This is a genomic window from Aquabacterium olei (assembly GCF_003100395.1).
GTDB classification, from domain to species: domain Bacteria; phylum Pseudomonadota; class Gammaproteobacteria; order Burkholderiales; family Burkholderiaceae_C; genus Aquabacterium; species Aquabacterium olei.
Window position 1 is genome coordinate 1,841,954 of sequence record NZ_CP029210.1, and the last position, 26,288, is coordinate 1,868,241.

The following is a 26,288-nucleotide window of genomic DNA, read 5'->3' on the forward strand; positions in this document are numbered from 1 at the left end:
AGGAGAAAACCATGACCAACATTCGCAAGACTCTGATTGCACTCTGTGCCGCGACGGCATCGATGGGGGCCTTCGCACAAGCTGCTGAGGAACATCAAGCCCACCATCCAGCGGGCGCAGCGTCGGCGGCAGGGCCTGTCAAAAAAGCGCCTGTGAAAGCCATGGGGGCGGACAAGATGGCGGCGATGGACCAGCACATGAAGTCGATGCAAGCCATGCACGAAAAGATGATGGCGGCTCCAACCCTTGAAGCGCGTCAGGCCCTGATGGCTGAGCACATGAAGACGATGCAGGAAGGCATGACCATGATGAAACAGATGGGAGGCAAGGGCATGAAGGGTGACATGGCCAGCCGTCAGCAAATGATGGAAAAACGCATGGACATGATGGAGTCCATGATGCAGATGATGATGGATCGCATGCCCCCGGCTCCAGCCAACTGATTCGCATCAATTGATCGGAGAGTCGCAATGAACCACCAACACCAGGGCAATGATTCGCCCCCGAGCTTTTGGACGACACGCTATGCCATCGGTTTCGTGGTGATTGGTGGCGTCGCAGCCTACTTTCTTCTGACGGAGCATTTGGCCCATGTGGTGGGCGCTTTGCCATATCTGCTTCTTTTGGCCTGTCCCCTGATGCACGTCTTCATGCATGGGGGGCATGGGGGGCATGGTCATCAGCATCAGCACCCGGGCCAGCCGGACAAACCGAGCAGCGCGGAGTCACGCAAGCCAGGAGAACCATCATGAATCATGCTGAGCCTGCATATGGCCTGTGGTCTCTGGTCATCTTCAATTCGGCGATCTTCATCATGTTCGCCTTCAGCTTCTTCAAGCCGGCGACAGCGCGGGATTGGCGTTCATTCAGTGCCTTTTCCGCGTTCATCGTTGCCTTGTTTGTGGAGATGTATGGTTTCCCTCTGACGATTTACCTGTTGTCAGGATGGCTCCAGACTCGATTCCCTGGTCTTGACCTTCTCTCCCACAACTCCGGCCATTTATGGTCCACGCTCCTGGGCGAGAAGGGGGATCCGCATTTTGGCATCCTTCACATCGGTAGCTACATTTTTCTGGGCTATGGCTTCTATTTGTTATCCAAGTCCTGGAATGTGCTGTACCACGCACAGCGCCGCCACGGGTTGGCCACATCTGGGCCCTATGCACGCATTCGGCACCCACAGTACGTCGCCTTCGTGATGATCCTGCTTGGCTTTTTGTTGCAGTGGCCCACCTTGCTGACGCTGATCATGTTCCCGATTTTGTTGGCCATGTATGGGCGTCTTGCCATCACAGAAGAGGCCGAGATGCGTGCAAGTTTTGGCGATGAGTTCGAACGCTATGCGCAGAAGACACCCAGGTTCATTCCTCGACTGAAGTTGAAATGACCGATTGGCGGGTGTGTCCCTCATGAAGGGGGCAAAACGTACGTTTGTCTGGTAGCCGCCAGCCAGATGATCTTGGCTGAATGGAGCAGAGCATGGAACAGATCGAACTGAAGGTGACGGGTATGACCTGCGGCGCGTGTGTCTCGCGTGTCAGCAGGGCCGCGTTGGGCGTGGCAGGGGTGCACAGCGCCGAGGTGGAGCTTGAAAGCGGCTTGGTGCGCGCCAGCGTCGATGCGGCTGACACGGTACAGCCAGCGCTGTTGAAAGCCCTCGCGGCGGCAGGTTACCCAGGGGAGTCGGTTGCGGTGGCCTTGGACGGGCTGCGCAGTGAACCCGAAGACGCCGCAACCAGCTGTGGCAGTGGCGCTCGTACAGGTCGAGGGTGCTGCTGCGGACACTGAGCTTGTCAGTTTGACAGGCTGACCGGCGGACGATGGTGACGGTAGCGGTAACGGGCCGACAAGCCGACCATGGCGCACCGGTTTGGGCGCCAATGCAGAAGAACGAACAAGGAAAACGAGACCATGGACGAACACGCCCAGCACCATCACCACCAACATGCAGTGGCTGGCGGTGATGATCATCCGCCTGAAGGGGCGGAGGTCGCGCCGTCACTGAAGGATCCTGTCTGCGGAATGGCGGTCACCGAGCAGTCTGCTCACCGGCTCGTCCACGATGGACGACCCTACTATTTCTGCAGCGCAGGCTGCCAGAGCAAGTTCGCAACCAATCCACTGCGCTATGTGCCGGAGCCCGATGCTGCGCCAGCATCCACTCCGCCTGCACCGTCGACGCCCGCCGCGCCCGGAGCGATCTACACCTGCCCGATGCACCCCGAGATCAGACAGGACCATCCCGGCAGCTGTCCCAAGTGCGGTATGACACTGGAGCCACTGATCCCTGAGCTGGAGGAGGACGAGAACCCCGAGCTGAGCGACTTTCGCCGCCGATTCTGGTGGACGCTGCCGCTCACGGTGGTGGTTACCATCCTGGCGATGGCCGGCCATCGGCTCAACTGGTTCAATATGGCAGTGCAGAGCTGGATTGAGTTGGTGTTATCGCTGCCGATTGTGTTGTGGGCGGGCTGGCCTTTCTTCTCGCGGGGCTGGCAGTCGGTTGTTAACCGCAGCCCCAACATGTGGACCCTGATCGGCCTGGGTACCGGCGCGGCCTTTGTCTACAGCGTGGTCGCCACCGTGGCGCCACAGGTCTTTCCGGACTCCTTCGTCTCCATGGGCCGGGTCGCGGTCTACTTCGAAGCGGCCGCCGTCATCATCTCACTGACCTTGCTGGGGCAGGTGCTGGAACTGAAGGCCCGCTCGCAGACCTCGGCTGCGATCAAGTCGCTGTTAGGTCTGGCGCCCAAAACGGCGCGTCGCATCCGTCCCGACGGCACTGAGGAGGATGTGCCGCTGACCCATGTGCATGTGGGGGACCTGCTGCGCATCCGTCCCGGCGAGAAGGTGCCGGTGGATGGCACGGTGACAGAGGGCAGCAGCGCAGTGGACGAGTCCATGCTAACTGGCGAGCCGGTGCCGGTGACCAAGCGAGTGGGCGACAGTGTCATCGGCGCGACGCTGAACACGAATGGCGCGCTGGTGATGCGATCAGAGAAAGTCGGCTCGGCCACCATGCTGTCGCAGATCGTGCAGATGGTGGCACAGGCGCAGCGTTCCAAGGCGCCGATGCAGCGCATGGCCGACCTGGTCGCCGGCTACTTTGTGGTCGCCGTGGTTGCGATCGCACTGCTGACGTTCTTTGTCTGGGGCTTTTTCGGTCCACAGCCGAGCTGGGTCTATGCCCTGATCAACGCTGTGGCGGTTTTGATCATCGCCTGCCCCTGCGCGCTGGGGTTGGCCACGCCAATGTCCATCATGGTCGCCACCGGCCGCGGTGCCACGCATGGCGTGCTGTTCCGCGACGCCGCTGCGATCGAGAACCTGCGCAAGATCGACACGCTGATCATCGACAAGACCGGCACACTGACCGAGGGGCGCCCGGCGTTCGACCGCGCGGTGGCCGCACCGGGGTTCGACGAGGCCGAGGTGCTGCGCCTGGCGGCCAGCCTGGACCAAGGCAGCGAGCATCCGCTGGCCGACGCCATCGTGCGCGCGGCACGCGAGCGCAGCCTGTCCCTGGACAAGCCGGAGAACTTCGAGTCGGGCTCGGGGATCGGTGTGCGGGGCCACGTAGGTGCCCGCGAACTGGCACTGGGCAACACGGCGTTGATGGACCAGCTCGGTGTGTCCGTTCAGGCTCTGGTTCCGCAGGCGGAGGCGCTGCGCTCGGAGGGCGCGAGCGTGATGCACCTGGCGGTCGACGGTCAGCTGGCGGGCTTGCTGGCAGTCTCCGATCCGGTCAAGGCGAGCACACCTGAGGCGCTCGCCACGCTGAAGGCGGCCGGACTGCGCATCGTGATGGCGACCGGGGATGGTCTGACCACGGCGCGCTCGGTCGGCGCACGGCTGGGCATTGACGAGGTGCATGGCGAGGTCAAGCCGGCAGACAAGCTAGAGCTGGTGGCTCGTTTACAGAAGGAAGGCCGAGTCGTGGCGATGGCCGGTGATGGCATCAACGATGCACCGGCGCTGGCCAAAGCCGACGTTGGGATTGCCATGGGCACTGGTACGGACGTGGCGATGAACAGCGCCCAGGTCACGCTGGTCAAGGGGGATCTGCGCGGCATCGCGGTCGCCCGCTCCCTGTCGGAGGACACCGTAGGCAACATGAAGCAAAACCTGATGTTTGCCTTCCTCTACAACGCCTTGGGCATTCCGATTGCGGCCGGTGTGCTGTACCCGCTGACAGGCTGGCTGCTGTCGCCGCTGATCGCAGCGCTGGCGATGAGCTTCAGTTCGGCTTCGGTCATCGGCAATGCCCTGCGCCTGCGACGCGGCCCTTGACCATGAGCGACTACCGCTTTCACCGGGAGGCGACGGCCACGCTCGCCGCGCCGGTGGAGGTGGTGTTTGCGCTGTTGGACGATCCGGCCCACATCGGGGCGCACATGGGCCGGCGCTCGGCCATGATGGCAGGCGCCTTGATGCGCACCGAGACGGACACGCGCCAGGGCCAGGCCGTTGGCTCCGTCATCCGCATGGCCGGCCGCGTGCTCGGCGTGAACCTGACGCTGGAGGAAGCGGTGATCGAGCGTGTGCCCCCGCGCCGTAAGGTCTGGGAGACACTCGGGGATCCGAAACTGCTCGTGATCGGGCGCTACCGCATGGGCTTCGACCTGACCCCGGTCGCAAACAAGGTTGACCTGAAAGTGTGGATCGACTACGACCTGCCGGCGCGTGGCGTGCCGCGCTGGCTTCGGGTGCCGTTAGGCCGCGTCTATGCCGACTGGTGCGTGAGGCAGATGGTGCGGGAGGCTGCGCAGGCCTTCGGCGGGGAGCGGCCATGAACGGAACTGGACTGCCTCCGAATGCACCGGGCCTGATCGCCGCACTCGCCGTTGGCCTGGTGATCGGGCTGGAGCGGGGGTGGCACGATCGCGAACTTCCGGAGGGCGGCCGGGTCGCGGGCCTGCGCACCTTCGCGCTGACGGGTTTGCTTGGCGGCGTGCTCGGTCATCTGCAGCCGGACTTCGGCCCCTGGCCATTGCTGGGTGCGCTGCTCGGGTTGTCCCTGCTGCTGACGGTGTCCTACACCCGAGCTGCCACACTGTCGGGCAACCTCAGTGCCACCACGGCCGTAGCGATGCTGCTCACGCTGGTGCTCGGTGCCTTTGCGGCACACGGCGACATCACCCTGGCGCTTGCGGCGTCGGTAATCGTGGCCGTGCTGCTGGACCTCAAACCCACGCTTCATGGCTGGCTGAGGTTGATTGAGCACCGCGAGCTGACGGCTTCACTGCAATTGCTGGTGCTGTCCGTGGTCGTCCTGCCCTACCTGCCCAATGCGGGGCTGGGGCCGTATGGCGCGCTGAACCCTTACCAGCTGTGGTGGGCGGTCATCCTGATCGCCGGGCTGTCTCTGGCGGGCCACTTCGCCATGCGTTTTACAGGGGCCCAAAGAGGTATCTTGTGGACCGGCTTATTGGGTGGCTTGGCGTCATCCACGGCAGCCACCTTGGCGCTGGCACGCTACACCCGTCAGCAACCAGCGATGGTCAGTGCCGCCGCTTCAGGAATGATGGCGGCATGTGGCGTCATGTTTTTCCGCATGGCGGTGCTGATTGGTGTCATCGAACCGGTGCTTCTGACCACCTTTGGGAGCGCGCTGGTCGTATCAGGACTCCTTCTGCTGAGCATGGCGCTGTGGCGTTGGCACCGGATGGCAGGTGACGCCAAAAATGAACATACCGTGGAGGCGATGGCCCCCTTTGATCTCGGAACAGCGCTTGGCTTTGCGGGATTCCTTGCCGTCATGGCAGTCATGGTCCCGGCAGCGAAGCAATGGTTGGGAAACTACGGCATCTATGTGCTGTCGACCGTATCGGGTCTGGCAGATGTGGATGCGATTTTGATTTCGCTGGCCCGGTTGCACGGTGCCGGTGATGTGGCAACGGGGACTGCCGCTGTTGCACTGGGTCTCGCCACGTTGGCCAATATGCTGACCAAGTCAGGTATAGCGTGGACAACAGGAGGAAGCCAGGTCGGCAAGACTGTGGTGGGCAGCTACCTGATCGCGCTCATTGGTGGCGGCATATCACTGTGGTTGACGCTGGCCTTGGGGCGAGCTTGAGCGCGATGGGGTGGGCAAGAAAGATGACGGAAACGTAATCTACGCCTCATCTTGCTATCAGGCTCGTGTGATGAGAATGGCTTTAGACGTACCGATTTTTCAGATGCATTGAACTGAAAGGACATGTGCAATGAACTCAACGTATCACCGCTTTACGGAGCTTTTCCAACAGTTGGGACTGCCGTCTGACGTCGAGAGCATCAAAGGCTTTTTGTCGAGCCACAGCCCACTTGACGCATCCATCAGACTGGAAGATGCGTCTTTTTGGACAGCGTCCCAGGCGACCTTGTTGCGCGATGAAATACTCAAAGACGCTGATTGGGCGGAAATCGTTGATCAGCTGAATGCCGCATTGCGTGGTGTGGGCGGCAGGTAATGGTCACCATGCGCCAGGCCCTGTCCCTTGGTGTGGCTTGCCTGTCCCTGGCTCTCGGCTCAGTCAGCTACGGACAAGAGGCTCCACTGGGGGCCAGTCTTGAGGGGCTGTTGAAGTCCGCCAAAGACAACAACCCGGAGTTCGCCAGCATGCGGTTTGATGCCGCTGCTGCGACAGAGCGGGTCGTGTCTGCCAGCGCACTGCCAGATCCGAAGTTCCGCACCGAATGGCGCGATATCACGCGCATGGGCGAGCAAAGTCCGACGCTCTTACCTGGACGTGTGGGCAGTACCCGTTATCTGCTGATGCAGGATTTGCCGTGGGCCGGCAAACGCGATCTCAAACGTGAAGTCGCCGAGTCGCAGGCGGATGCCGCAAGAGGGCGCGCTGCAGGGTCTTGGAGCGAGCTGGCCGCCAAGATCAAGACCACCTATGCGCAGCTCTATTACCTGGATCAGAGCGAACTCTTGGCCAGGGAGATCCTGGACCTGATGATTCGCCTCGAACAAGTGGCCCAGGTTCGCTACGCTGGCGGCCTCACGGCACAGCAGGATGTGATCCGGGCGCAGTTAGAGCAGACGGCGATGCGCAACGAATTGATCACCATCGAGACTGAGCGCCGACAGCTCCGTGCAAGGTTGAATGCGCTGGTGGGTCGACCTTCGAACGAGCCTTTGGCAACGCCCGTTCAGCTTCGACCACTGCCCACGCCCGAAAGCGTCAGCTTTGCCGCATTGGAGCCGCGTGCACGGTCCAGCAGTCCCTTGCTCAAAACAGAGATATCGCAGATTCGCACCGCCGAAAAGAATCGGGAGCTGACCTACAAAAACCGCTATCCAGATTTCTCGGTGGGCGTCTCACCCATCCAGTATGGCAGCGCGGTCCGCGAGTGGGAGTTGATGGTCGAGATCAACATTCCTTTGCAGCAACACGCGCGACGAGCCCAGGAGCGTGAATCGGAAGCCATGCTCGCGTCCGCCCAGTCTCGCCAAGAGGGGGTCACCAATCAAGTCCTGGCCGACCTGTACGAAGGCGTCGCGGGGTTGGAGGCCGCCCGCAGCTCGTTGAAGTTGACCACCGAAAGCATGCTGCCCCAGGCCGAGCTGACGTATCGCTCGGCATTGGCGGGTTATGAGGCGGGCAAGGTTGACTTCGCCACTTTGCTGGATGCACAAAAACAAATCCGCCAAGCCAAACTCAACCAGGTCAAGGCGGGTGTGAGCGCGCAGATGCGCCTGGCTGACATTGAGCGCATCGTTGGAGACGATCTATGACGGGACGACTGAAGTCAGGTGCGATCATCATGGTGGTCGCAGGGCTCGCTGCAGGCGGGGGCTTTTGGTACGGCAAGCGGCAGTCCAGTGAACCTGGCTCACACGTTGCGTTAACTGCGGCGTCTTCAAAGGGCGGAGAGAAGGAGCGCAAGATCCTTTATTACCGCAATCCGATGGGGCTGCCGGATACGTCGCCCACGCCCAAGAAGGATCCGATGGGCATGGATTACATCCCCGTCTACGCCGGTGAGCAGGAACAGGACGCGGCCAATCCCACGCAAATCAGAATCAGCACGGACAAGGTGCAAAAGCTTGGCGTGCGCGTTGAAGCGGCCAGCCTGAGGACCTTGGACAAAGTGGTGCGCGCCGCTGCACGCATTGAGCCCGACGAGCGGCAGACGTATACCGTCGCACCCAAGTTTGAGGGCTATGTCGAGCGTCTGCATGTCAATGTGACGGGACAGGCGGTCAGCAAGGGCCAGGCGCTGTTCGAGGTTTACAGCCCCGAACTGATCTCGGCGCAACGAGAGTACGCGATTGCCGCTCAGGGCGTTGACGCATTGAAAGGCGCCAGTGATGAGGCGCAGCGTGGCATGCGGCAATTGGCCGATTCCAGCCTGACGCGCATGCGTAACTGGGACATCTCTGACGAGCAGATCAGGGCGTTGACTCAATCTGGATCGGCTCGTCGCACGTTGACCTTCCGTTCCCCGGTTGCAGGCATCGTCACGGAAAAGAAGGCCGTGCAAGGCATGCGCTTCATGCCTGGTGAGATGCTCTATCAAATCACCAATTTGGACTCAGTGTGGGTGATCGCCGATGTTTTCGAGCAGGACAGTGGGCTGGTCCAGACGGGCATGCGGGCCACGGTACGTGTCAATGCCTACCCTGGCAAGGTGTTCGCGGGCGCCATCACTTATGTCTATCCGACGCTCAAGGCTGAAACGCGTACGGTGCCGGTGCGCGTCGAGCTGGACAATCCGGGGGGCTTGCTCAAACCGGGCATGTTTGCCCAGGTTGAGCTATCCGCTGCCGCCAAAGGGGCCGTGCTCACGGTGCCGACGTCCGCGCTGATCGACAGTGGGACGCGTCAAATCGTCCTGGTGCAGCTAAAGGAGGGGCGTTTCGAGCCTCGTGAGGTCAAGGTCGGTGCACGCGGCGAGGATCACATCGAGATCATGGACGGTGTGCGGGACGGTGAAATGGTGGTGGTCGCCGCCAACTTCCTGATTGATGCCGAGAGCAACCTCAAGGCTGCCATCGGGGGGTTTGGGCACGAGGGGCACGGCACGCAGCCAGCGCAAAGTGGGGCCGCCGCTGCCAAGCCTGCGGCGACTGTTGGCCATCAAGCTGAAGGCAAGGTCGAGGAAGTAGATGTTCAGGCCTCAACGTTGTCCATCGCCCATGGCCCAGTGCCCAGTCTCAAATGGCCGGCCATGTCCATGGAGTTCCAGGCCGCCAACAGCGCGCTGTTGACCGGCCTCAAGCCGGGAGTTGTCGTTTCGTTTGAGTTTGTGGAGCGTGGGCAAGGTGAGTGGGTGATCACGGCGATCAAACCCATGAATCAAGCACCGGCCCGTGCGCACGCCGGCCACAACTGATTTTCGGGAGACACCATGCTTGCGAAGATCATTGACTGGTCGGGGAGAAACAGCTTCCTGGTGCTGTTGGCCACCCTGTTCGTCATCGTCGGGGGCGTCTTCGCCGTGCTCAGGACGCCTCTGGACGCCTTGCCCGACCTGTCAGACGTACAAGTCATTGTCTACACCGAATATCCAGGCCAGGCCCCTCAGGTGGTCGAGGACCAGGTGACTTACCCGTTGACCACAGCCATGCTGTCGGTGCCCAAGTCGAAGGTGGTGCGGGGCTTCTCCTTCTTCGGTGCATCGTTCGTCTACGTCATCTTTGAAGATGGCACCGACATCTACTGGGCACGCTCACGCGTGCTGGAGTACCTTAACTTTGCTGCTGGGCGCATGCCCAAGGGGGTCACACCTCAGATCGGTCCGGATGCGACCGGCGTTGGCTGGGTTTACCAGTATGTGCTGCTTGCCAAAGACAAGACCTTGGCTGAACTGCGCACACTGCAGGACTGGTACCTCCGCTACCAACTTACCAAGGCGCACGGCGTGGCCGAGGTGGCCTCGATTGGGGGCTTCGTTCAAACCTACCAGATCACCGTTGACCCGGTGAAGCTGCGAGCCTATGACATTCCGCTGGCCAAGGTGTCGCAGGTGGTGCGCGAATCGAATCGCGACGTCGGGGGACGCGTCGTGGAGATGGCGGAAACCGAGTACATGGTGCGCGGCAAGGGCTACCTTCGCGGCGTGGCCGACATTGAAAATCTGGTCGTCAAGGCAGAGAGGGGTACACCGGTCCTGATCCGCGACATCGCCCGTGTCGAACTTGCTCCTGACGAGCGACGTGGCGTGACGGAGTTCAACGGCGAAGGGGAAGTGGTCTCGGGCATTGCCATGTCGCGCTATGGTCAGAACGCGCTGGAGGTGATTCACAACCTGAAAGAGAAGATCACCGAGGTGTCCGCTGGGCTTCCCGAGGGGGTCAGCATTGAGGCGGTGTACGACCGGTCAGACCTGATTCACCGCGCCATTGACAGCCTCAAAGTCACGCTGTTGGAAGAAAGCCTGATCGTCGCGGTGGTTTGCATCGTGTTTCTTATGCACGTTCGCTCGGCCCTGGTCGCGATTTTGATGCTCCCGGTCGGGGTGCTGATTGCTTTCATCGCCATGCGCCTGCTTGGCATGAACTCCAACCTGATGAGCCTGGGGGGTATCGCCATCGCCATCGGGGCCATGGTCGATGCCGCCATTGTCATGATCGAGAACGCTCACAAACACCTGGAGCGCTTACCTGCCGAGCATGACAATGCACAGCGAGTGGACGCGATGATCGCTGCGTGCAAAGAGGTCGGTCCAGCCCTGTTTTTCTCCCTGCTGATCATCACCGTGTCCTTTCTGCCAGTGTTCACGCTGGAGTCCCAGGAGGGGCGGCTCTTCTCGCCTTTGGCTTACACAAAGACGTTCGCCATGGCGGGGGGCGCCCTGTTGTCGGTGACACTGGTGCCGGTGTTGATGATGCTCTTCATTCGGGGGCGGATCCTGCCGGAGGCGAGGAACCCGGTGAACCGTTTCCTCATCTGGGTGTATCGCCCCATCATTGCCGGTGTGATGCGCTGGAAGAAGCTGACCGTTGCAGCTGCGGCTCTGGTTCTGGGTATCTCGATCTACCCCGCCAGCCAACTGGGGTCGGAGTTCATGCCGACGCTTAATGAAGGCACGCTGCTTTACATGCCTGCATCGCTGCCGGGCATGTCGATCACCAAGGCGGCCGAGTTATTGCAGACACAGGACAAGATAATCAAGAGTTTCCCGGAGGTCGCGTCGGTCTATGGCAAGGCGGGACGAGCCAACACCGCCACCGATCCAGCGCCCACCGAGATGTTCGAGACGGTGATCAATCTCAAGCCAGAGGCCGAGTGGCGCTCAGGCATGACGATTGACAAATTGATTGCCGAGATGGACAAGGCGCTGCAGTTCCCTGGTGTGTCCAACGCATGGACCATGCCGATCAAGGCACGCATTGACATGCTTTCCACCGGCATCCGTACGCCCATTGGCATCAAAGTGTTTGGCAAAGACCTGAACGAGATGGAGCGCTTGGCACGCGAGATTGAGACGGTGGTCAAGCAGGTCCCCGGAACGACCTCCGCGTTTGCGGAGCGGATCACGGGTGGGTTCTACCTCAACATTGAACCTGATCGCGGCCAATTGGCGCGTTACGGACTGGCAGTGGGAGACTTGCAGGAGGTTATCGGCACAGCCTTGGGTGGCGACATGGTGACCACCACAGTGGAGGGGCGTGAACGCTTCGGCGTCACGGTGCGATACCCGCGCGAACTGCGCTCCGACCCGCAGCAAATCGCCCGAGAGGTATTGGTGCCAACCATGGATGGGGCGATGGTGCCGTTAGGACAGGTGGCCAGAGTGGAAGTCGCCAAGGGGGCGCCGGGCATCCGCACCGAAAACGCATTGCTGTCTGCCTACATCTTCGTGGACATCCGCGAACGTGACATCGGCAGCTATGTGGCCGATGCCCGCAAGGCCGTGAACGAACAGGTCAAATTTCCTCCCGGCTATTACGCGACCTGGAGCGGCCAGTTCGAGTCCATGGAGCGTGCGGTGGAGAAGATGAAGATCGTTGTCCCCGTAACGCTTCTGATCATCTTCCTGCTGCTTTACCTCAACTTCAAGCGTCTGACCGAGACGTTGATTGTCATGTTGTCGGTCCCATTTGCCTTGGTGGGGGGAGTGTGGCTCATGTGGTTGCTGGGCTATCACCTGTCCGTGGCCGTCGCGGTGGGCTTCATCGCGCTGGCTGGCGTGGCTGCGGAGACCGGTGTCGTGATGCTGATCTACCTAGATCATGCGTGGGAGCAGCTCAAGACCAAACGTCGCGCCGAAGGCGTGGAGCCTGGGGCGGCTGATCTATACAACGCCATCATGGAGGGCGCTGTGGAGCGGGTGCGGCCCAAGATGATGACGGTGGTTGCCATCATGGCCGGCTTGTTGCCGATCTTGTGGGGGACGGGCACGGGCTCTGAGGTCATGAGTCGCATTGCGGCTCCGATGGTGGGCGGGATGATCTCCTCGACCGTGCTGACTCTGGCTGTGATTCCAGCACTCTATGGCATGGTCAAGCAGTGGCGACTCAATCGCTCGCTGGAATAGTGCGGTCCGCTCGGAGGCAGATGCATGCAGATCCTGCGTCTCTTGCAATTCAAACTGGAGGCCGGCAAAGGGGAGGCTGCTGCCTATGTTGACTCCTCCGTCGATTTGCGTCAAAGAAGGTCGTCTCGTTCCGGCCAGTTCCTTCCGTTCGATGCACCGAAATGGGCGACAGGACAGTGCCCATGGCTGAAGTTAACCTGCCGCCAACAGAAGCGTCGAAGGCTGGTGGAGCCCTTCATAATCAAGACCTGCCCCCGCTTGTTCGAGATGCCGACCTTTCATCATGGATAAATTCTTCCTGCAGCAGCAGGTGCTGGAGAGGCTCGCCGAAGACCTGCTGCAAGCCGAACAGGCAGTGCGGGCGGCCCATGAAACGGCGACTCACGAAGAAAACATCGCCGAAAACAAATACGACACATTGGGACTCGAAGCCGCCTACCTGGCCACCGGCCAAGCTCGGTGCGCCGAAGCCATCCGCCAGGCGATGGCCCATTGGCGCCAATTCCGCCCGCGCCCCTACGACGCCAGCAAAGGTATACAGCTCGGCGCGCTGGTCTGCCTGGTCGATTCCGACGACAAGCAGCAACAGCTCTTTCTCGGCCCGGGTGGGGGCAGCATGAAGTTGGTCAGCGGCGCTCAACTCGTTCAGGTCATCAGCAGCGAAGCCCCTTTGGGCAGGGCCTTGCTGGGTAAATGCGAGGGTGATGAGGTGCCGATACAGGTCGCTTCAATCCGACAGCAGTTTGAGGTGCTGCGGGTTCATTAATCCGCAAGCAAGTTCACGCCGAATTGGCCGAGGTCAGCAGTACTTTGAAACCGGCCACTGGGTCCGAGATGTCACTAGCGCATGAATGACCGCTGTGTAGCCCAGACCGTGAACTGAGGGGGGCCGACATCACCGGCAGCAACCGCTGCAGACCTGCCGTCTGGTGAGTGGGGATGTTTGTGATTGGAGGGGTCAATCGTTCCGCCTTGCCACGCGAACAGTAGCTGACCCCTCGCTGTCTAACCGCTCGACGCCATCAACAGGCCTCAATCGATGTCGACACTACGAGCCCGACTTGAACACGACCTTCTCACACCATCGGTGGATCGGTTTCCCGCTGGAAGTGTCGGTGCTGAGCGACGGCGTGAATGAAGGCTTCAGCACCGCTCTCCGCATCGCCGACTAGCACGATGCCCGGGTCCGGCTCCTCGCTGACTGCATTTGCGGGAATGCCAGCCGCTTGCAGTAATTTAAGCCCGCTGCCCAGGGCGAGGATGGCTTTGCAATGGCGGTACTGGTCGCGGACGTGTTCAGCCGCATGACCGTCGAGCAAAAGGTTCTTCACCCCGGCCTCGCCGTCCGGCAGGACCAAGGCATCGAACAGGAAGCCCGGTTCATTCTCCAACGAAACGTCAGCCTGCAACTCCACGCCGTCGGCTGTCTGCACCGGCCCGATGCGTGGCGCGGCGACCCGCGGCACCGCACCGTGCTCGAACAACGCCGCATGTACCGCAAGGAGCGACTCGCCCATCACACCATCAGCAGCCATGAGCATGATCTTGCGGCCAGCGATGGAGCCGTCGCCCGGTCGCGCGAACAGCGACAGCCCAGCTGACACCGTGACTTCCGGCTTGGGCGCGCGCTCCAGCATTGTGGGCATAGGCTCGGGGAGCGGCATGTTGAGCCCGACTGCAACCCGGTTGGCTAGTTCTTCCGAGGCGTTACGCAACATGGCCAGCGTGCGCTCGCGGATCGCCGGCACTGTGACCTTGCTCAACTCGAAGCGAAAGGCTGCGGCGATGTGGCTCTTCTCTACCGGGGACTGGCTCTCATAGAACAGCCGGGCCTGGTTGTAATGCTCGGCGAACAGCTCCGGCTTGGCGCGCACCTTGGCTGAGTCCTCCCGGCTACGCAGCCGCGCCGCGACTGACACGAAGCCCTGCCCAGCCGCGCCGGCCTGGAAAGGGCAGCCGCCCGCCAGCGAGTTGGGCTCGTAGGAGACTCGGCCACGGTGAATGGCCTGGCGGTGGAAGCCGTCGCGCTGGTTGTTGTGCACCGGCGCGATGGGCGCGTTGATAGGAATCTCGTGAAAGTTGGGGCCGCCCAGCCGCGTGATCTGCGTGTCCACGTAAGAGTGAATGCGGCCGGCCAGCAAGGGATCGTTGGTGAAGTCCAGCCCCGGGATGATGTGGGCGGTGCAAAACGCCACTTGCTCGGTCTCGGCGAAGAAGTTGTCCGGGTTGCGGTTGAGCACCATGCGGCCGATGGGGCGGATGGGCACCAGCTCCTCGGGCACGATCTTGGTCGCATCGAGGATGTCGAAGCTGAATTTGGCTGCTTCGTCCTCGGTGAACACCTGGATTCCAAGCTCGTACTCCGGGTAGGCGCCGCTCTCGATGCGCTCCCACAGGTCGCGGCGGTGGTAGTCCGGGTCGGCACCGGAAATCTTCACGGCCTCGTCCCAAGTCAGCGAATGCGTGCCGGCCTTGGGCGTCCAATGGAACTTGACCAGCACCGACTCTCCCGCGGCATTGACCAACCGGAAGGTGTGAACGCCGAAGCCCTGCATGGTGGCATAGCTGCGGGGAATGGCCCGGTCGCTCATCACCCACATCAGCATGTGGGTGGACTCGGGCATCAGCGACACGAAGTCCCAGAAGGTGTCGTGGGCGCTGGCGGCCTGAGGCATCTGGTGGTGCGGCTCGGGCTTGACGGCGTGAACGAGGTCGGGAAACTTCATCGCATCTTGGATGAAGAACACCGGCATGTTGTTGCCCACCAGATCCCAGTTGCCCTCGTCGGTGTAGAACTTGACGGCAAAGCCGCGTACGTCGCGCGCAGTGTCCTTACTGCCGCGCTCTCCCTGCACGGTGGAGAAGCGCACGAACACGGGTGTGCGCTTTCCGGCGGCCTTAAAGGGCGCGGCCATCGTCAGCGCGCTGAGGTCCTCGTACGCCTCGAAGTAACCGTGCGCCGCTGAACCGCGAGCGTGCACGATGCGCTCCGGGATACGTTCATGGTCAAAGTGGGTGATCTTCTCGCGGAGGATGAAGTCCTCCAGCAGGACCGGGCCGCGCGTGCCGGCCTTGAGCGAATTCTGGTTATCTGCAACACGCACGCCTTGATTCGTGGTGAGCACTTGGCCGGAGGAATCTACCCGCACGCGGTCGAGCGGCGCGATGGTTGCGTTGACTCCCTCGGGTGCCTGCGTGCCCACCTTCTGGTCGGTGTTTACCTCTGACAACGTGCTGCCGGTGACCAGCCGCGAGGGCGGCGTGACATGCTGGCCGGCGGCGGGTGCCATGCCCGTAACAGCACCATGCTCGCCGGCCTTCGTCGGGTTGTAGGCCATAGCAGCCGCCGTATCCTGCACATGTTGCATGCGCTGGGTTGCCGAGTCGTCGCCAGCAGCAGGCGGCGCATACGACGGACCGCTATCGGTGTTCCGGGCGGCCGCCTTGGCCGCAACAGACTTCTTCGCATCGGGAGAAGACCTGGCAGCCTTCTTTGCTGCCGTGGGAGTCGGGGGAGTCTTGGGCATGAACGTCCTGCACGTATGAAGTGGCGACAAGTACACCAAGGGGCAATCCATGTGCCCGTGACGGGCGTGAAACAGCCAAACATCCTTTGCAAGGGGTGCATGCACGCCACGGTGATAGCGGCCTGCTGATCAAAGCGATTACTTCCGTAGATGGTCTAGTCGGTGGCCGAGCCGCTACCTGCGTGAATTGATGGCGGTGACGGCTAGGAACGACCACACGTAACACACTGGCCGGTCATCTTGCTACCTATGCCTTTTGGTAGGCCCGCCCCCCAGTCGCGTGCAGCCTTACAAAAGCGCTGTGTCACACTGTGTTACACCCCGGCCAAGCGAGTCTTCGTGTTGGCTCACCTCACTTCCCCGATACAGTCTCCATGAAATATGTACTTCCTGCGCTGACGATGGCGTGCCTCGCCACAGCAGCAGGCGCCCAGACCGCCGCCGGGCTGACCGAAGCGGTCCAGAAGGCGCTGGCCAACAACCCCGACGTCACCGCGCGGCTGAATGCATTGCAGGCTGCGGCCAACGAAGCCGACGTCGCACGCGGTGGCTTCTACCCCCGGATCGACCTGGGCGCCAGTGTGGGCCGCGACCAGGACCGCATCACCTCGCGCACGCCGGACTCGCAGAGCCTGACCCGCCACGGCCTGGCGCTGAGTGCCTCGCAGATGCTGTGGGACGGGCTGGCCACGCGCAAGGAAGTCGAGCGCCTGGGCCACGCCCGGATGGTGCGCTACTTCGAATTCCTGTCTGCCAGCGAAGACGCGGCCCTGGAAGCCGCGCGCGCCTATCTGGACGTGCTGCGCTTTCGCAAGCTCGTGCAGCTGGCAGAAGACAACTACGTGCAGCACAAGTACGCGGCCGACCAATTGCAGTCGAAGTTCAAGGCCGGTGTGGGTCGCGGTGTGGACGCCGAGCAATCGAACGCCCGCCTGGCACTGGCTGAATCCAACCTGACGACCGAGATCGCCAACCTGCACGACGTGAGCGCGCGCTTCCTGCGCATCGTGGGCGAGGCACCGGGCACGCAACTGAACCTGCCGGCCGGGCTGGAGCGTGGCCTGCAGTCCGCCAACACCGATCACGTGAACCAGGCGCTGGCCCGCAACCCGGCCATCAGCGCCGCAGTAGAGAACCTGCGCGCCGTGCAGGCCCAGGCCGAAGGCCAGGAGAGCCGCTTCCAGCCCCGCGTCGAGGCGCGGGTTCGCTCGGGCGTGGGCAAGAACTTCGACGGCGTGCTGAACCAGAAGCGCGACACCGCCGCCGAACTGGTGATGAACTGGAACCTCTACAACGGGGGATCCGACCGCGCCCGGGTGCGCCAGTACGCCGACCTGATCAACCAGGCAGCCGACCAGCGTGACAAGGCCTGCCGGGACGTGCGGCAGACCAGCGCCATCGCGCACAACGACATCCGCAAGCTGAAAGACCAGCTGGTGGCCCTTGACCGCAACGTGCTGGCCATTGAAAAGGCGCGCGATGCCTATCGCCAGCAGTTCGACATCGGCCAGCGCAGCCTGCTGGACCTGCTGAACGCCGAGAACGAGCTGTACACCGCCCGTCGCGCGTACGCCAACGCAGAGCACGACCTGCAACTGGCCTATGCCCGAACGCAGGCGGTGCGCCACATGCTGGTGGGCACGCTGGGCCTGACCCAGGAAGGCGCCGCACCCGAGCTAGCCAAGGACTGGCAGGCCGAGGACGAGGCGGCCCAGCGATGCCCGGTGGTGTCGGTGGAGCCGACCGGCACCCCGCGCGAAGAACTCGACGCCCGCGCGCGCAGGCTGGCCGTGCCCGCTGTGGCGACCGCAGCCGTGACCGCCCCCACCGTGCCGACCGCCGCAGCGGTGGCCACCGTGACGCAGCGCCTGCAGAACTGGGCTGCTGCCTGGATGGCCAAGGACGCCAACCGCTATCTCGGCTTCTATGCGCCCGAGTTTGCGCCGGCCCGCACCACCCCGGCCCAATGGACGGCCAACCGCCGCCGCATGCTGAGCAAGTCCGGTCCCATCGAGGTGAAGCTGAGCCAGGTGCAGGTGGCACCGGAAGGCGACACGGTCGTGACACGCTTCGAACAGAGCTACCGTTCCAATGACTTCAGCGATCTGACGGCCAAGACGCTCACGTGGCGCCTGCAGGGCGGCGCCTGGGTCATCGTGCGGGAAAGCAACCGATGAACAGGCGATTCAGCCAATACTGAAGCCACTCCAATTCACACAACCTCGGGGAGGCGTTCAAGGCAGAACGGTGGGTAGGGTTCTCCGGTGATCTGGTTTTGAGAGAAGCGGCCGTGAATCGATCGAACTCCCCTCATCTAAAGCACTTCATGTAACGTAGTCTTCAGGACTCAATGTAGGGGGCCGCTTCTACATTCCCTCTAGACCTAAATAGACGAGCATGAACCACGCTAACGTGCCCCACAAGACACATTGGAGTCGCCACGCTGTCTTCTGGGACAGCTTTGGTTCGCCTCTGAGACCTCATCGCGAAGACGTGGGTCACGTCGTATCGCACGTGCTTCGCGAGACGCCCCTGCCAGTTCTGTTGCTTATGGGGGTAACCCCTGAATATGCGCGAACGGCTTGGCCCCAGGGAACAAGAATGACCGCCGTGGATCGGTGCCCTGAAATGATCAGGTCCGTGTGGCCGGCGGATCACGTTCCCACCACCTTTCGCGTCACGCAAGCTGAATGGACCGCACTGCCCCTGGCCAATCACGCGGTGGATGCAGTCATCGGCGACGGTATTACAACGGTATTGCCGCGCTGGGAGGAAATAGATACTGTTCTGAGCGAGGTTCATCGGGTGCTCCGCCCTGGTGGACTTGCTTTAATGCGGCTCTTCGTCAAACCAGTTGATTCCGAGTCGCCAGACCAGTTGTTGAAGAGCCTTTTGTGCGGGCCAACGCTCGGCTTTCACTCTTTCAAGCTGCGCTTGCTCATGGCGCTCCAGCCGTCATTGTCTGCGGGGGTAGCGCCCCGCGATGCATACAGATGGTGGAAGGACTTAGAAGCCACACACCCCGAAGCGCTCGTCCGGCACGCTTGGACGCAAGATCAACGCCACACGATCTCCTTTTATGAGGCCTCGCCTGATCGATACTGGTTCCCGACGGAAGCAGAGTTGACCCGCTCTTTCGTGAAGTATTTCACGGTCAAGGAGGTGATCTACTCAAGTTACGAGAGCGCTGACCGATGCCCGTTATTTGTTTTGCATAGAAAGAACTGAGTGCAACGGCCCGAGCCTTCCTCCACTGGTACACGGCCCGCTGGCCCGGGGCCCAAGGTGCTTGCCTTATTGGATGACATTGAGCGCCTCGCTGGCCATCCTCAGCGACTCAACGACTGGCAGAAGGACCGGTGGGCTTCACTGCATGCACACCACGCAACCCACTCCGCTTGGTATCGTGACCGGCTGCAGCAATCCTGTATTGCTCCAGATAGCCCAGTTTCCTGGGATCAAGCGCAACGAATAAAGCTGGTGACGCGGGCAGACTTGCAGCGTGAGGTGGATCGCGCGTTTGTGACACCGCCGCAGAGCCATGGGGCTGTGTATGTCACACAGACCTCTGGATCAACAGGCGAGCCCGTTCGAGTAGCTCGGACTGAACGATGCCAGCAATTCTGGATGGCCTATGGGCTGCGAGAGCACCAATGGTGGAACCGGGACTTCTCCAGATCTCTGTTCGTCATTCGCGCCAACCTGGACACTCGCTTCATCGCCCAAAAGACGTGGGGCAGTCCCGCATCCTTGCTCGCGACCACCGGAGCTGGCTATGCCGCGTCGATGTCACTGTCGACTGCAGAGCTGGCTCTTCTCATCGAAGAGCTACGGCCCGGCTATCTGCTGGTGTACCCAAATGTTCTGGTCGCGCTTCTTCAGCAGTATCAAGCTTGGAACAAGACGCCTCGCGGCTTGTTGCAGGTTAGGACGATGGGGGAAACGCTCGGCCCCGGCTTGCGCAATCAAGTCCGCGACGACTGGGGTGTTGAAACGGCCGATACGTACAGCTCGCAGGAAGCGGGTGTGATCGCGATTGAATGTCCATCGGGTAGCTACCACGTCATGGCAGAGAACCTCATTGTTGAAGTTCTGAAGCCCGACGGTACGCCGTGTGCGCCAGGCGAGACAGGCGAGGTTGTGATCACCGATCTCCACAACTACGCGACTCCGCTGATTCGCTACGCCATTGGTGACGTCGCAGAAGTCGGAGGCCCATGTGCGTGCGGCCGTCATCTGCCGACGCTCACGAAAATCCACGGAAGAGTGCGAAACCTCATCACCTACCCCGACGGTAGCAAGCGCTGGCCGAGGGTGGGATTCGACCGTTTCAGAGACGTCGCGCCCATCACGCAATACCAGGTCGTACAGCACGCGGTTGACGATGTCGAAGTCCGACTCGTCTGCTCCCCGCTTTCGGTTCAGCAGGAAACAGCGCTGAACCAGATCATCTGCACGGCTCTCGAAAGCCCGTTCCCATTGCGTTTTACATACTGGCCAGGAGGTATCCCCAGGCGCAGCAATGGCAAGTACGAAGAAGTCATCAGCCTGCTCAAGGCAGTCCCCTTGAGCTGATCCAACCACCACCGAAGAGAGACAGCGATGAATAAGGTTTACAAACTCGTTTGGAGCAGCCGCCGCCAGGGCTACGTGCCCGCTTCAGAGGCATGCGCATCCCGAGGCAAGGCGCCCGGGAGCGACCTGCGGTTGATCGCGCGCGTCGCGGGCGGTGTAGCGGCAGCCATGATGGCAGGGCATGCCTCAGCAGTTTGCACACCGGGGACCACCCAAACGATCTCCGGCACGTCTTCAACAGCCGTGACGACAGCTTGCGCGAACGAATCCGTCGTCGTGAGCGGCACCCTCGACGTACCAGGTGGAACCGCCATTTCAAATAGTGACTCGCTCGGAAACGTCACGGTAAGCGGAACGGTGCGAGGTCAAGACCCCATCTACCTCGCCGGCAGCACGATGTCAGGAGGTCTGACGAACTCGGGCACCATTGCCTCGTATTGGTCTGGCGGTGGAAGTGGTTTTGGCAATCCGGCCATTACCCTGAGCAACATGCAGATTGCGGGCACGGTGTTCAACACGAGCACAGGTTCGATCAGCGGTGATTACGCCGGCGTGCGGCTTGAGCAAGGAACGACGGTCTCGTTGCTGCGCAACGCCGGCAGCATTACTTCGCTCGCAGCCGGTGTAGCCGTCGAGGGTAATGGGACCACGATCGGTGAGATTCGCAACGACTCAGGCGCCACCATCACTGGCAGCAACAACGGTGCCATTCGAGCCGGTAACGCTTCGGTGATTACTCAAATTAATAACAGTGGGACGTTGGATGGTGCGGCTGGCATCGTTCTCTATAACTCGGCTTCAGTAGCCACGGTCGTAAACAGCCAAACTGGCGTGATCACAGGGAACAACGGGATTGAACTCAGTGGTGATGCTTCCATCGGCGATCTGGAGAATGCCGGGCAGATCACAGGGTCCAGAGCACTGGAGCTCTACCGAGCAAGTATTACCGGAACGCTGACCAACCGCGCGACTGGTGTCCTATCTGGCTCGTCGGCTGGTATATCGATGGGGTCGTACGCCGATCCGAGCAGCATCCGATCCATCATCAACGAGGGCCTCATTGAAGGCGCAGTCGGCATCGATGGACATGAAGGCTCCGTCATCACCCACGGCATCAACAACACGGGCACGATCCGAGGCAACAGCATTGGCATCAGCTTGGTCGACAACTCTGCAATCTCTGGTGGGCTCGTCAATGCGGGTATCTTGGAGGGGACGGACAAGGCCATCTACATCCAAAGCGGCAGCAGCCTTGATCGAATCGACATCGTCGGAACATCTGCCCAGGTTTTGGGGGACGTGGACGCTTCCACCACTGCGTTCAATGTGAAGACTGGCTCGGTCTTCACAGCGACCAACGCGTACAGCGTGGACAGCTTCAATGTGGAGGAGGGCGCGACGGTGAATCTCACGGCCTTGACCCACACCACCAGTGGACTGAGCGACAGCGGCATCACCGTCGTATCCGCATTCAACAACGCGGGGACGGTGTCCATCGCCTCCGGTGTCACTGCACCGATTCGTGGTGACTATGCTCAGACCAGCGCTGCCACCCTGAAAGTGGGTGTGGACAGTGTGGCGACCCACGGTGTGCTGGCTGTGACCGGCAACGCCACGCTTGCTCAAGGCACGTCACTGAACGTGGCGGTCGGCAACGGTGCAACCTTCTCACCGGGTGCACGTATTCAAGGCGTGCTCACCGCGGACGGCACGCTGAGCGTCACGACGTCGGGCCTGGCTGTGTCGGACAACAGCGTGCTCTACAAGTTCACAGCGGACAACACGCGTCTCGCCAACCAACTCGACTTGCTCGTGGGGCTGGACGGCACCCCCTTCACGTCATCGCTGCCCAGCGAGAACAGGGTGGCCCGAGGTGTGGCGGCGACCTTAGACCAGGTTTTTGCAAGCGGCTCTGTTCCTTCGGGGCTACAGCCGGTGATGGATAGACTCACTCAAATGAGCTCTTCCGAGGCCACGAGTGCCATGCAGCAACTCGTGCCTGTGCTGGTTGGTTCTGCCTCACAGGCCGGTGTGAACGCGCTGCGCAGCATGAACAAGATCATCCAGTCGCGCATCGAATCGAATCAAGGGTTGTCTTCGGGGGACGCGGCCGCTGAACGCTTTGCGTGGGTACGTGCGTTCGGAAGCGCAGCTCGGCAGAGCAACCAGGGCGACGTCGTCGGGTTCGACTCCAGGACCAGTGGCTTGGTCGTGGGCGCCGATGCGCCAGTCAACGAGAAACTTCGCGCTGGTGTGGCTTTCACCTATGCGAAGAGTGACATCGATGGGAAGTCCGCACAGTCACCCAACAGCCTGGACGTGGACACCTATGAACTGGTCACATACGGTAGCTACAACATCGATCCGACCACGGACCTGAACTACCAGCTGGATGTGGGCCTCAACAGGGTCAACGGCGTCCGTCAAATTGCCTTCCTCGGGAGCCAGGCAAAGAGCAGTTTTGACAGCGTCAACGTCCATGGCAGCGTAGGTGTGGGTCGTACATGGACATCGTCTACACAGACCTCTTGGACGCCGTCCGTACGAGCTGACTACACGCACATGAAGACCGACGGGTATACCGAGAGCGGCGCAGCGGGCGCAAGCCTTCGGGTCGGATCTTCGAAATTCGAAGAGCTCCTGGTCTCAGGTGACTTGAAGATGTCTCATGCGTTCAATGCGAAGACCAAGGTGGTGGCGAACATTTCCGCTGGCTACGACTTCTTGAACAAGCAGGTTGCGACCTTGTCCTCGTTCGTCGGCGGCGGCACGATTTTCGAGACCAAAGGCCTCAAGGCATCGCCCTGGCTCTATCGTGCAGGCGCGGCTTTGATGCGCGAGGACCGTAGGGGCATGGAGTACAGCTTGCGCTATGACGTGGAGACACGCTCTTCTGGGTACTTGAACCAGACCTTGTCGGCGCGGGTGCGCTGGGCCTTCTGAAGTCGTGAGCCGCTCACTGAGCTGGGTGGCCGTCTGTGGGGCGCTAGGTGCGTCCCTGCTCGGATGTACATCGGTACCTGAGCCCGCCGTGCGGGCTCAGGTATTGGGATCAATCGCTGATAAGGGAGGGTTGGAAGTGGTCAGTCTGCCCACCACCCCACCTTTGACGGCGCTCGTCCCCAGACAGCCAGCATCATTCTTGACGATTTACATCGAGGGCGATGGCTATGCGTGGCGTACGCGCGAATGGCCCTCAGAAGACCCGACGCCCATTGAGCCGGTAGCCGCGCGGTTGGCAGTGGCACACCCGTTCGGTGCAGCTGCCTGGCTAGGCAGGCTCTGCCAATACGCCGACGCCGAGCGAACGGGATGTCCGGTGGAGTCTTGGACGACTCATCGGTTTAGCAAAGGGAGCCACGAGGTCTTGTCCTCGGGCATCGACGAGATAAAGCGCATCACCGGAGCTCGGAGTCTTATCCTAGTGGGCTTCTCGGGAGGGGGTGCTATCGCAGCCAACCTGGCGGCGGCGCGCCAAGACGTGCTCGCTTTGATCACCGTCGCAGGCAACATAGATCTTGATGCTTGGGCGAAGGCACATGGGTTCCCCGCATTCAAGGACCGCGTGAATCCGGCGGAGCAAGGCGACCGCCTGCGTGTATTGCCACAGATTCATTTCGCGGGATACCGAGATTCCGTCATTCCCCTTAACATTTCCGAGTCCTTCCTGAAAAGAATCGCCCCGGTACGCGGAAGACTCGTGATCAAGGACGAGGCTCATCAGTGCTGCTGGCCCATGAAGTGGCCCACGTACCTACGCGAGCTGGGCGATGAACTTCCGTGGGGCGACGCGATGTCACGCAAGGAGTGAAATTTGCTCCGAACTGTGCGGGTTTCTTGATCGACTCCGATTTGCCTTCTTCTATGACGCCCAACTCCCCGGTGCGATTCGCGCTGCAACACTTTCTCGATAACTTGCTGCGAGAAGGTCTGTGCGTGTATGCCGAGTTGTGGAGTCGTGAAGCGCTCGTTGCCAGCCGGGGTGATCCGACCAACGCTGCAGAGCCCGAAGTGGTGCAGCAGGTCGACCTTGGCGGCAAACCTTACACGGTGCTCGCTCGACGCGATGACAACCCGTTCTTGCCGCCGTTGGATGTTGCAGCCGTTCGACGCTGCGCGGAGGCTTGTCAAGAAGACACATCGCCTCAGGGTGTAACGATACCGCCTCCGGACATACTGGCGAGGACGCTGGACTTCGTCACCGACGCATTTGTGCTCGTCGGACATGGTTGGGAAATCCTCCACTGCAATCTGGCGTTTGAGCGCCTTAGCGGCTTCCCTGACAGCGCGTTGTTGGGACAGTCCCTCTGGACGCGCTGTGGGGTCTTCAAGCTGCCAGCCATCCGGACTCAGTTGCTGAGCGCGCTTGCCAACGGGCAAGCAAGCGAGATCGAATGCTGGAACTCGGATTCTGACCGGTGGCTCTACGTGCGGATCTTTCCCTGTACCGAGGGCCTGAGCGTCTTTGTCCAAGACATCACGGCGCGCAAAAAGGTCGAGGAGACCAAGCTAGACCTCGAGCGGCAATTGAGCCAGGGGCGACGCATGGAATCCCTCGGCACGCTGGCGGCCGGAATTGCTCATGACTTCAACAATGTCCTCTCCGCGGTGATCGGCCACGCAGGAATGCTCCGGGAAAAACTGGACGCTCACCACGCGGCCCGCCTGCATGCCGATGAGATATGGGTGGCAGCTTCTCGCGCACGAGACCTCACAGGGCGCATTCTTGCCTACAGTCGCTCATCCCGCGGGGAAACAGACAAGCAGCCTCTCAAAGCGCTCACGCGAGAGAGTGTGAACTTGCTCAAAGCCACATTGCCAACCACAGTGCGCCTCAATGCCCAGCTTGATGGTCAGGAGGTGTGCGCCCGGATCTTGCCGTCTGAGGTACAGCAGATCGTCGTCAATCTGTGCACCAACGCGTGGCAAGCGATGCCCAACGGGAAAGGGCACTTGCACGTCAATGTGAGCCATGTTGACGTTCAACAGGAAATGCCCGTTGACACTGGCGTCCTCCAGCCCGGGGCCTATGTGATGTTGACGGTAGAGGACGATGGAGCCGGGATGAGCCCCGACGTCCGGGCACACCTGTTCGAGCCTTTTTTTACGACGAAAGCACGCGGTGAGGGGACCGGCCTGGGTCTCTACGTCGTGTCAGGAATCGCGTCAGCGAGAGAGGGCGGGATACGGGTAACCGCGGCGGAAGGAGAGGGGGCTCGTTTTGACGTTTTCATCCCAGCATGCGACGACGACCATAGCGATCCCACGACTTCGTCCCTCCCGACTCATAAGGGGCACTCCGAACGGGTGGCCTACATTGACGATGATCCCGTGGTGTGTGTCATGGTGGAGCAACTCCTGAACACTCGAGGTTTCGTCACGACCACCTTCGCTGATCCGGAGTCAGCGCTTCAAGCGCTGCTGACACAGCACTTCGATATCGTGGTCACCGATCAAAACATGCCCGACTTCTCGGGCGTAGAAGTAGCCAACATCTTGCGAACGCGTGGTGTCGATCTGCCGATCGTGCTGAGTACGGGACTCATTTCCGAAGAGCTTCGCAAGGCAGCGAAGGAGGCCGGGATATGCGAAGTCTTCCCCAAGGAACGCTCATTCGAAGATCTCGCCACGCTGCTGATTGAATGCCTTGCGCGATCCCCTCGTGCAGGCGCCGCGTCACAACAGTAACCCCGTCCTCGTTGGAACGATTCG

19 protein-coding genes and 1 pseudogene are annotated in these 26,288 nt (G+C 61.3%); 19 read left to right on the forward strand and 1 reads right to left on the reverse strand.

The window, feature by feature from the left end; translation table 11 throughout:
* The first annotated feature begins 11 nt into the window (after positions 1-11).
* The 12 genes from DEH84_RS08465 (at position 12) to DEH84_RS08520 (ending at position 13,240) form a co-directional block, all read left to right on the forward strand.
* A complete protein-coding gene (locus DEH84_RS08465; RefSeq protein ID WP_109036462.1) occupies positions 12-443 on the forward strand; it encodes a hypothetical protein in 432 nt (143 codons plus the stop codon).
* A gap of 27 nt (positions 444-470) precedes the next feature.
* Complete coding sequence (locus DEH84_RS08470; RefSeq protein WP_109036464.1) at positions 471-752, forward strand: DUF2933 domain-containing protein; 282 nt, start codon at positions 471-473, stop codon at positions 750-752.
* The gene (locus DEH84_RS08475) at positions 749-1,387 is read left to right on the forward strand and encodes a methyltransferase family protein (protein WP_109036465.1); all 639 of its coding nucleotides are present in this window, start codon (positions 749-751) and stop codon (positions 1,385-1,387) included. Before DEH84_RS08470 ends, DEH84_RS08475 begins: the two co-directional genes overlap by 4 nt.
* A gap of 92 nt (positions 1,388-1,479) precedes the next feature.
* On the forward strand, positions 1,480-1,788 hold the full coding sequence (locus DEH84_RS08480; protein ID WP_109038290.1) for a heavy-metal-associated domain-containing protein: 309 nt from the start codon (positions 1,480-1,482) through the stop codon (positions 1,786-1,788).
* Between the two features lie 123 nt (positions 1,789-1,911).
* A complete protein-coding gene (locus DEH84_RS08485) occupies positions 1,912-4,290 on the forward strand; it encodes a heavy metal translocating P-type ATPase (protein WP_109036466.1) in 2,379 nt (792 codons plus the stop codon).
* Between the two features lie 2 nt (positions 4,291-4,292).
* On the forward strand, positions 4,293-4,793 hold the full coding sequence (locus tag DEH84_RS08490) for an SRPBCC family protein (protein ID WP_109036467.1): 501 nt from the start codon (positions 4,293-4,295) through the stop codon (positions 4,791-4,793).
* Complete coding sequence (locus DEH84_RS08495) at positions 4,790-6,076, forward strand: MgtC/SapB family protein (protein ID WP_109036468.1); 1,287 nt, start codon at positions 4,790-4,792, stop codon at positions 6,074-6,076. Before DEH84_RS08490 ends, DEH84_RS08495 begins: the two co-directional genes overlap by 4 nt.
* A 130-nt stretch (positions 6,077-6,206) precedes the next feature.
* Entirely contained in the window at positions 6,207-6,452 is a 246-nt protein-coding gene (locus DEH84_RS08500) for a DUF2789 domain-containing protein (RefSeq protein ID WP_109036469.1), read from the forward strand.
* Positions 6,452-7,726, forward strand: a complete 1,275-nt coding sequence (locus DEH84_RS08505; protein WP_109036470.1) for a TolC family protein — start codon at positions 6,452-6,454, stop codon at positions 7,724-7,726. The genes DEH84_RS08500 and DEH84_RS08505 overlap by 1 nt, the downstream gene beginning before the upstream one ends.
* Positions 7,723-9,327: an efflux RND transporter periplasmic adaptor subunit gene (locus DEH84_RS08510; protein WP_109036471.1), complete on the forward strand. Its 1,605-nt coding sequence runs from the start codon at positions 7,723-7,725 to the stop codon at positions 9,325-9,327. The genes DEH84_RS08505 and DEH84_RS08510 overlap by 4 nt, the downstream gene beginning before the upstream one ends.
* 15 nt (positions 9,328-9,342) lie before the next feature.
* Complete coding sequence (locus DEH84_RS08515) at positions 9,343-12,474, forward strand: efflux RND transporter permease subunit (RefSeq protein ID WP_109036472.1); 3,132 nt, start codon at positions 9,343-9,345, stop codon at positions 12,472-12,474.
* A 283-nt stretch (positions 12,475-12,757) separates the two neighbouring features.
* Entirely contained in the window at positions 12,758-13,240 is a 483-nt protein-coding gene (locus tag DEH84_RS08520; RefSeq protein ID WP_109036473.1) for a GreA/GreB family elongation factor, read from the forward strand.
* Between the two features lie 310 nt (positions 13,241-13,550).
* Here DEH84_RS08520 and DEH84_RS08525 read toward each other — a convergent pair whose 3' ends face one another.
* Positions 13,551-16,001 (reverse strand): catalase, encoded by a 2,451-nt coding sequence (locus tag DEH84_RS08525; RefSeq protein WP_109036474.1) that lies wholly within the window; start codon positions 15,999-16,001, stop codon positions 13,551-13,553.
* Positions 16,002-16,375: 374 nt separating this feature from the next.
* Here DEH84_RS08525 and DEH84_RS08530 point away from each other — a divergent pair, with 374 nt between their 5' ends.
* The 7 genes and pseudogenes from DEH84_RS08530 to DEH84_RS08555 all read left to right on the forward strand — a co-directional run bounded on the left by DEH84_RS08530 (position 16,376) and on the right by DEH84_RS08555 (position 26,264).
* Positions 16,376-18,178 (forward strand): TolC family outer membrane protein, encoded by a 1,803-nt coding sequence (locus tag DEH84_RS08530; protein ID WP_109036475.1) that lies wholly within the window; start codon positions 16,376-16,378, stop codon positions 18,176-18,178.
* Positions 18,179-18,602: 424 nt separating this feature from the next.
* A complete protein-coding gene (locus tag DEH84_RS08535) occupies positions 18,603-19,229 on the forward strand; it encodes a class I SAM-dependent methyltransferase (protein WP_159098911.1) in 627 nt (208 codons plus the stop codon).
* A 321-nt stretch (positions 19,230-19,550) separates the two neighbouring features.
* Positions 19,551-20,576 carry a phenylacetate--CoA ligase family protein gene (locus DEH84_RS08540; protein ID WP_245932761.1) on the forward strand — a complete coding sequence of 342 codons (1,026 nt, stop codon included), beginning with the start codon at positions 19,551-19,553 and terminating at the stop codon, positions 20,574-20,576.
* Positions 20,577-20,603: 27 nt separating this feature from the next.
* Positions 20,604-20,687: pseudogene (locus DEH84_RS19750) on the forward strand (ESPR-type extended signal peptide-containing protein); the annotation flags it as partial.
* Between the two features lie 165 nt (positions 20,688-20,852).
* Positions 20,853-23,519, forward strand: a complete 2,667-nt coding sequence (locus DEH84_RS08545; RefSeq protein ID WP_245932726.1) for an autotransporter outer membrane beta-barrel domain-containing protein — start codon at positions 20,853-20,855, stop codon at positions 23,517-23,519.
* 199 nt (positions 23,520-23,718) lie between these two features.
* Entirely contained in the window at positions 23,719-24,387 is a 669-nt protein-coding gene (locus DEH84_RS08550) for an alpha/beta hydrolase (protein ID WP_159098913.1), read from the forward strand.
* 26 nt (positions 24,388-24,413) lie between these two features.
* Positions 24,414-26,264, forward strand: a complete 1,851-nt coding sequence (locus DEH84_RS08555) for an ATP-binding protein (protein ID WP_159098914.1) — start codon at positions 24,414-24,416, stop codon at positions 26,262-26,264.
* Positions 26,265-26,288 lie beyond the last annotated feature (24 nt).